The organism is Helicobacter magdeburgensis (assembly GCF_000765825.2).
GTDB classification, from domain to species: Bacteria; Campylobacterota; Campylobacteria; order Campylobacterales; family Helicobacteraceae; genus Helicobacter_C; species Helicobacter_C magdeburgensis.
This window is the reverse complement of sequence record NZ_JRPE02000030.1, coordinates 1-6,610: the sequence shown is the minus strand read 5'-3', so window position 1 is coordinate 6,610 and position 6,610 is coordinate 1. Positions and strand designations below refer to the sequence as shown.

6 protein-coding genes and 1 pseudogene are annotated in these 6,610 nt (G+C 31.4%); all 7 read right to left on the bottom strand.

All coding sequences use genetic code 11. From position 1 onward, the window contains the following. A pseudogene (locus LS74_RS11585) lies at positions 1 to 989 on the bottom strand (ribonuclease domain-containing protein); the annotation flags it as partial. A 16-nt stretch (positions 990 to 1,005) separates the two neighbouring features. Then, complete coding sequence (locus LS74_RS10555) at positions 1,006 to 1,647, bottom strand: hypothetical protein (protein ID WP_052082066.1); 642 nt, start codon at positions 1,645 to 1,647, stop codon at positions 1,006 to 1,008. A 28-nt stretch (positions 1,648 to 1,675) separates the two neighbouring features. Continuing rightward, entirely contained in the window at positions 1,676 to 2,164 is a 489-nt protein-coding gene (locus LS74_RS10550) for a hypothetical protein (protein WP_236096930.1), read from the bottom strand. Positions 2,165 to 2,168: 4 nt separating this feature from the next. After that, complete coding sequence (locus LS74_RS10545) at positions 2,169 to 2,759, bottom strand: hypothetical protein (RefSeq protein WP_034588831.1); 591 nt, start codon at positions 2,757 to 2,759, stop codon at positions 2,169 to 2,171. Next, positions 2,756 to 3,286: a hypothetical protein gene (locus LS74_RS10540; RefSeq protein ID WP_236096929.1), complete on the bottom strand. Its 531-nt coding sequence runs from the start codon at positions 3,284 to 3,286 to the stop codon at positions 2,756 to 2,758. The genes LS74_RS10545 and LS74_RS10540 overlap by 4 nt, the downstream gene beginning before the upstream one ends. 2 nt (positions 3,287 to 3,288) lie before the next feature. Continuing rightward, the gene (locus LS74_RS11580) at positions 3,289 to 5,775 is read right to left on the bottom strand and encodes a hypothetical protein (RefSeq protein WP_236096928.1); all 2,487 of its coding nucleotides are present in this window, start codon (positions 5,773 to 5,775) and stop codon (positions 3,289 to 3,291) included. After that, on the bottom strand, positions 5,775 to 6,488 hold the full coding sequence (locus LS74_RS10530; protein WP_034588844.1) for a lysozyme inhibitor LprI family protein: 714 nt from the start codon (positions 6,486 to 6,488) through the stop codon (positions 5,775 to 5,777). The genes LS74_RS11580 and LS74_RS10530 overlap by 1 nt, the downstream gene beginning before the upstream one ends. Positions 6,489 to 6,610: the final 122 nt, after the last annotated feature.

Genomic DNA, 6,610 nt, shown 5'->3' with positions numbered 1-6,610 from the left:
TAGTTTGGAAAAGTATGGAGAAGTGTATCTATATCTAGGGCATTAGAATCTTTATGTAAAAGAAGTTCTATAAGGGATTGGTAGTCTTTGGAGGATAAAGTAGGATTTGGCACTAATTCATATTCTAAAGGATTAGAATCAAACATAGAAAAGAAAGATTGGAGTTTGGGTTTTAGAGAATTGATAATTTCTCTTATGGCTTGGGAGGCTTGGTCTAATTTTTCTTTACCCCATTGAGTATTTAAGAGAAAATTTACACCAACTGCGGCAAAAGCAGCAATAGTTACAGCAGGTAATACAGGTAGTGTAGCAACCCCTAAACCAACTAAATAACTAATGCCCAACTCTATCCCCACACTTACCACTGCCTTAGTCATATCCTTACCATTATTGCCATAATTATAACTTAAACTTACTGAAGCACCCTCTGTTTGAAATAATACACTAGCTAAGATTCTGCCTTTAGTTCCAAGTATGCTTTTTCCCACCTCTTGAAGTCTTTTATCTACCTCATATTTTTCTGCTAATGTTGCCATTGAAGCAAACACTCCACTTAATCCACTCATTAGAGTATCTGCAGTATTACCTTGATATTCAAAGGGATTGTTTTTAGATTCTATAATGAGTGTTGAAGTGTTATTATCATTAATGATTTCTTTAGCTGTGATATTGGAATCTTGGTAAGTAAAGGGTTGGATACTATTGCTTTGTGAAGTAGTAATGCTTATTGGAGATTTTGTATTGTTATTTTCAAACATTATAGAATCTTGATTATTTATTATTTCAAAAGGACAATCTACAATACAAGCAATAGCCACTCTTTTTGTATTATCTTTAGAATCATAAAGTTTAATATTATTATTTGGATTATAAGGAGCATTGGGGTTAGAATCTATCATACCAGTCTTAACATCAAATCCTTTATTACTAGAGTTAGGTAAGCCTATTTTAATACCTGCTGTGTTGGGTTGGTTACTATCGTGATTCATTGGTTATTTCCTTAGACTAATATATATCAAATTGTTTGTCCAAATCATAACATAAAGTATCTATATTTGCGCCCTGTGCTTTTAGAGCCTCTTTGGTTTTTTTGATAAGAAAATCGTGTAAATAACATTGTTCGGTTATTTCGTTGTAGAGTTTTGGAGATATATAAATATCCCAAGCAGTCAAAGAAATATTATAATAGGGTTTGAGTTGCCAAGAAGCAAAATATTTTTTCTTGAGATTACCTAGTGGAAAAATTATTATCAAGCTAGGCGAGGCAGCAGGAAGTGTCCCTGTGGAACCTAAAGTTCTTATCGCACCCGCTTCCCCAAACTTAAAGAATCCCTTTTGCATTCTAAACCAATTCCTTCTCTCAAAGCCTATACCATTATTTGTAACATAAAAGCGATTTTTGCGTGTGTAAAATAAACGATATGAACTGAGCAGTGTAAAGGGAATGCCAAGAATCAATGATGTGATAAGCAATGGTTTCTCTATTTCATTGAATAAAAAAGCTTCTATGCCACCATATACCATAGCAATGCCAAGAAAAAGTATCATAAAATACATCAAAGAATCCCACCAACTTAAATTATGCCTTATCTCATACAGAATCTCCTCTCCAAACTCATCATATCTTATATCTTGCTTTTTATTCATATTCTTGCTCCATTATCTCTTTTTAATCTCATTTTTCTGCTAATGTTGCCATTGAAGCAAACACTCCACTTAATCCACTCATTAGAGTATCTGCAGTATTACCTTGATATTCAAAGGGATTGTTTTTAGATTCTATAATGAGTGTTGAAGTGTTATTATCATTAATGATTTCTTTAGCTGTGATATTGGAATCTTGGTAAGTAAAGGGTTGGTTTGTATTATTTTGGTGTGCAGATTCTGTGTTGGTCGTAGATTCTATATTGTTTTGTTTGTTTAATGTTGTGGCATTTTTTAAAAACTCTTCACAATCAATATTACACATTATAACTTCTGCAAAAGGAATACGATTATATGTATCTTTAGAATCATAAAGTTTAATATTATTATTTGGATTATAGGGAGCATTGGGATTAGAATCTATCATACCAGCCTTAACATCAAATCCTTTATTACTAGAGTTAGGTAAGCCTATTTTAATACCTGCTGTGTTGGGTTGGTTAGGATTGTTGGGATTCATAAGGTCATCTCCCAAGGGTAAGTAAAATTTTTTCATCTAAATTATAGTGATTAATACCTTGAGATTCTAAAGTTTTTTTGGTTTTTTGTTTAAAGATTTCAAGGAATTTATCTACATTTTTTGCCATTTTTTTGTCAAATAAAGGATAATAAAAATTACCTTTTATCTTTGCGTCAAACCAACCAAAAGGCAATTTTTGTTCTTTCATATCATAAAATATAAACACATAAAAAAAAGGGGGTCTAAATCTTACCACCAATCCATATTCTCCATAATAGAGATGCATTGTCTTTTTGAAGAAAAACTGATAGGTTTGCACAATAAAATAATCATTATAGAGAACTATTTTACGCTGATTGTTGAAAATAACCTCATTCAGACAAAAAATAAATCCCCATATCATTAATATTGTAAATGGAAAAATAAGTATGGTAGCCCACTCTTTCTTGATAGCTTCAATCAACTCCATTAGAGAAGTCGTCATATATAAACTATATAATATACCAAAACTAAAAAGTATCACAATGATATTGATGAATTTGTGTAATATGCCCATTTTAGATTTTATCTCAAAGATAGGTTGTATATTGTTCATTGTCCTGTCCTCCCATACCTATTTAATACAAAATACAAATCTGAATTAGTCATCTTAGAACTCACACAAGCATTGTTAAATTCTATAAAGCCATTTTCATCACTTTTAGCCCTATCTACAAAAGAATAAAAGTTTGGAGAATACACATAAATCTCTCTATTACTTAAAGCTTCTTTTTTATGATTAAAGCATTGGGCTTTGATGTGTATAGGGAGAGCATCTTTTGGAGTAGAGAGAGCAAGAGAAGAGTTTATGGAATCTTTAGTGGAATAAGAGTGGGTAGGATAAGCAAGGTAGTTTGGAAAAGTATGTAAGAGTGTATCTATATCTAGGGCATTAGAATCTTTATGTAAAAGAAGTTCTATAAGGGATTGGTAGTCTTTGGATTCTAAAGTAAAAGGATTCTCTTCTAAACTTTCTATATATCCTTCACACTCAATTCTCCATAAGGATTCTAAACTCTCTTTAATATGGGCTTTGGTAATAGTAAAGGTAAAAGAAGGAAGAGAGAGGGAGAGGTAAGACATCATCAATCCTTTATGTTAAGTGTAAAGGGGGAGGGAGGAGAACTCATGGATTGAGATGTTTTCATAGATAAGACGATAGAAGTGATGTCGTTTTTAACTTTTATTGCGGGTTTCTTAAAATAAGCAAACAAAATAAGTTCATATTTTTGAGAACTATCCTGCAAAGATTTCAATAATATCTCTTTATCATCTTCTGCAAGCATATCCAATGAAAAAATTATGTCATTCCCCTCTATATTTTCCATTTGCTTGATTTTGTCTCTGTCAATTTTATTTAAGTCTTCACTTGCTCCTTTAATATAATAAGCCCAATGAATTGTTTCATCATAAAAAACTCTATCTTCCTCATTTAATATTGCTCTAACAAAAATTGTTGTTTCAGAATCACAGGTATCTATTTCATTTGTTTGTTCTTTATCGCTATAAGCTTTAATATTAATAATATTTAACTTCTCTTTACTATCATTAACTTGTCCTTGATATGCTTCAGGATTATCATTGTCTATATAAATTGTTTTTATTTCTTCTCCAAATTCTTGTGCAGAAACTTTCTTTGTAAAAGTATAATTCCCACCCTTTTTGTCGGCAGAGCTTAGAGATACTACCGCTACATTACCTTTAGTGTGAATTTCACTTGTGCTAAAATCATTACTTAGATTCTGTGTTGCTATAATGAGCTTGGTTGTTCTTTTAAAAAAGTTTGAGTCCTCATCTTGTATGAGGTCAAAGCTGAAATTTACACGATAAGTATCATCTGTGTTTTTTTGGATAGAAGTATTCTCATATATTATTCTATTTTCACAATTATGTAGATAGAGGGTATAATCCTCTGCTATATCAAGATTCTTTCCATTTTTATCTAAAAGTGTAAGGTTATTGATTGTTAGAGCAAAGTTACCATTGTGGGAAGTGGGTAGTTCTTTATTATCTTGCAATTTTAGCTGAATATCTAGTATTTGTGAGGGTGAATCTTTTAAGATTCTATACTCATTCTCTTTAGCAAAGTTATAGAGTTCTATAACTTCCTCTCTATTCTGCCCTAATGCCACTCTTAGCACCCCTTCATTTTTAGAGATGTAATATATAATACCATTATGTATAACTTCATAAAGATTTGAATCTTTAGTCGTTAGAGTTAATTCAGAATCTGTTTTTAATGCTGTGATTTTTGGATTCTCTGTGCTTTCTTCTTGATTTTCATCATATTGGAGGTAATGGATTTCACATTTATCTAAGAGAAGTTTAGAACAATCTAACTTGGCATTTTTACCAACCACTAGTGTAAGAAATGTATTTTCTGGTTGAATGATTTGGATAGGCAAAGGAGTAGCTTTAGGATAAAGGATTAAAATTTGTGTGGGATTTTCTTGTTGTGTTTGAGAATCTGGATTATTGGATTGACTAGAAGCATCATTGGTTTGATTGGTATTGTTGTGAGAGAATCTTTGATTGAGAATTTTATTAAGAATAGCGACATTGTCAAGTTTATGAGCTCCTAATACTCCATAAAAGCTTTGAATACAATAGATATTTTCTAGGTTAAAGGTTTTTTGAGTGAGAGTGTTTAGATAGTCTAAATGAGGCTTAAGGGTGGTAATGATGTCGTTTATGGGCTTCTTGGTGAGTTGTGAAATTGGTTTAAGCTTTTGAAATGTTTTTAAATCGGTAATATAATCTTGGTAGGGTATAAAATTTAAATCATTCTCATACCAAAGTGCTAAACTATATAGCGTATCTTGTTTGTAGGCTTGTTTGGAGCTCGTCCTATTTGTTTTAATTTTGTGTATTCTATATTCAATCATTTCCTTTTTGATATTTAAGTAAGAAAATATATCAAACATAAGATTTATTTTATTAATGTTTGGATTAGATAAATAGATGTCGGCTTCATCACAAGCCCTAATAAGAAATGGAATAAAGCTTCTTGGATTTGTTTTGTATCGTATTAAAAACCACGATAGGAATCTCGAATTTTTGATAATAGAATTTCGAACACTATCTTTGATGTTGTTAAATCTGCCATGATAATGTAAAGAAACCAAAGAAGCTTTTTCTTGGCTACATTTTAATAAGCTATCATTAATATACTTTGATACATACTGCTTGTATGAATCAAAGGTTCTTTCTAAAACTTCTTGAGCCTGTTCCTGTGTAAGCGAAAAATTAAATACTTGATTTTGCAAATAACCTTTTACTGCTTTCGGGTCTGTAAAACCTGTCTCATTAGCTCTATATTTCTCTATGATTCCATAAAAAGTTAATTCCTTGTTTCCTATTTTTAGTTTTTTAGAATCATCTGGTAAATACCCTTTTAAAAGCAACTTTGGATTATTTCCTGTCTTTAAATCAAGTCCATAACCAATGGTTACATTGCCCGCAAGGTGTATGGTATTCTCTTGTTTATAATTCGGATTTTCAAAGGCAATAAGAAGTTTTGCGCATTCTTTCTTGTAATCATTTTCATTTAACTCTTTAATATCATACAACATTATTGCACCTCCTTTTTATACACATCTCCCCACTGAAATATTGTTTGATTCCCACACATTGTGCTACAAAAAGAATCAGGTGAATCAAAGGCTTTCTCATCTCTTGTAAATACGATGCCTTGCGGATTTTTCTTGATATAAATTTTACAATTTACAAAATCCTCGTCATCATAATAAGCTATGGCTTTTTGTTGTGATTTTATCTGCAACTTCAAACTTATATCACATTGGTGCATATCATTAAACTCGCTTTTATGTAACAAAGCAAAATATGAGGCTTCACAAGTATTATTTTTACATTTTTGTATCTCAAAGCTCCCCATATAAAGATTTTTTTGTAACTCATAAGTCCCAAGCCACGCATTGCTTATATACATTGTGTAGGTTTGTAGCTCTTTGATTCTACTTTGCAAAAGCTCTTTTAGGCATTCTTTAGATTCGCACCTCTCTCGTGTTTTAAGCCAAGATTTTTGAGAATCTAAGAATGCTTTTTTGCCATTCTTATCAAGCTTTGCCTTTGTCTCTTGATAACTTTTAAAGATTTGTCTATCCAAATTCTGTAATTCCCCACTAGAATCCTCACATATCATCTTTTCTACTTTTGTAGTAGCCTTAGCACAATCAAAGCTAGGTTTTGCTTCTTTTGCACTTTCTGCATAAGCTAAATTCACACATAGGCTTAACATTGTAAAAATTATCATAGAGTATTTCATAGAGTTTTATCTATTCCTTTTTCTTTACCCCTCACTCCGCCTTTACCTCCCCACCTTTAACGACTAATCCTTTAGAATCTATCACTACTTCTACTCCACCAGCTTTAATAATAACACAATCT

Bases quoted from the DNA above. Each gene is read 5' to 3' on its own strand.
- LS74_RS10555 (WP_052082066.1), bottom strand. From the start codon at position 1,647: ATGAATAAAAAGCAAGATATAAGATATGATGAGTTTGGAGAGGAGATT.
- LS74_RS10550 (WP_236096930.1), bottom strand. From the start codon at position 2,164: ATGAATCCCAACAATCCTAACCAACCCAACACAGCAGGTATTAAAATA.
- LS74_RS10545 (WP_034588831.1), bottom strand. From the start codon at position 2,759: ATGAACAATATACAACCTATCTTTGAGATAAAATCTAAAATGGGCATA.
- LS74_RS10540 (WP_236096929.1), bottom strand. From the start codon at position 3,286: ATGTCTTACCTCTCCCTCTCTCTTCCTTCTTTTACCTTTACTATTACC.
- LS74_RS11580 (WP_236096928.1), bottom strand. From the start codon at position 5,775: ATGTTGTATGATATTAAAGAGTTAAATGAAAATGATTACAAGAAAGAA.
- LS74_RS10530 (WP_034588844.1), bottom strand. From the start codon at position 6,488: ATGAAATACTCTATGATAATTTTTACAATGTTAAGCCTATGTGTGAAT.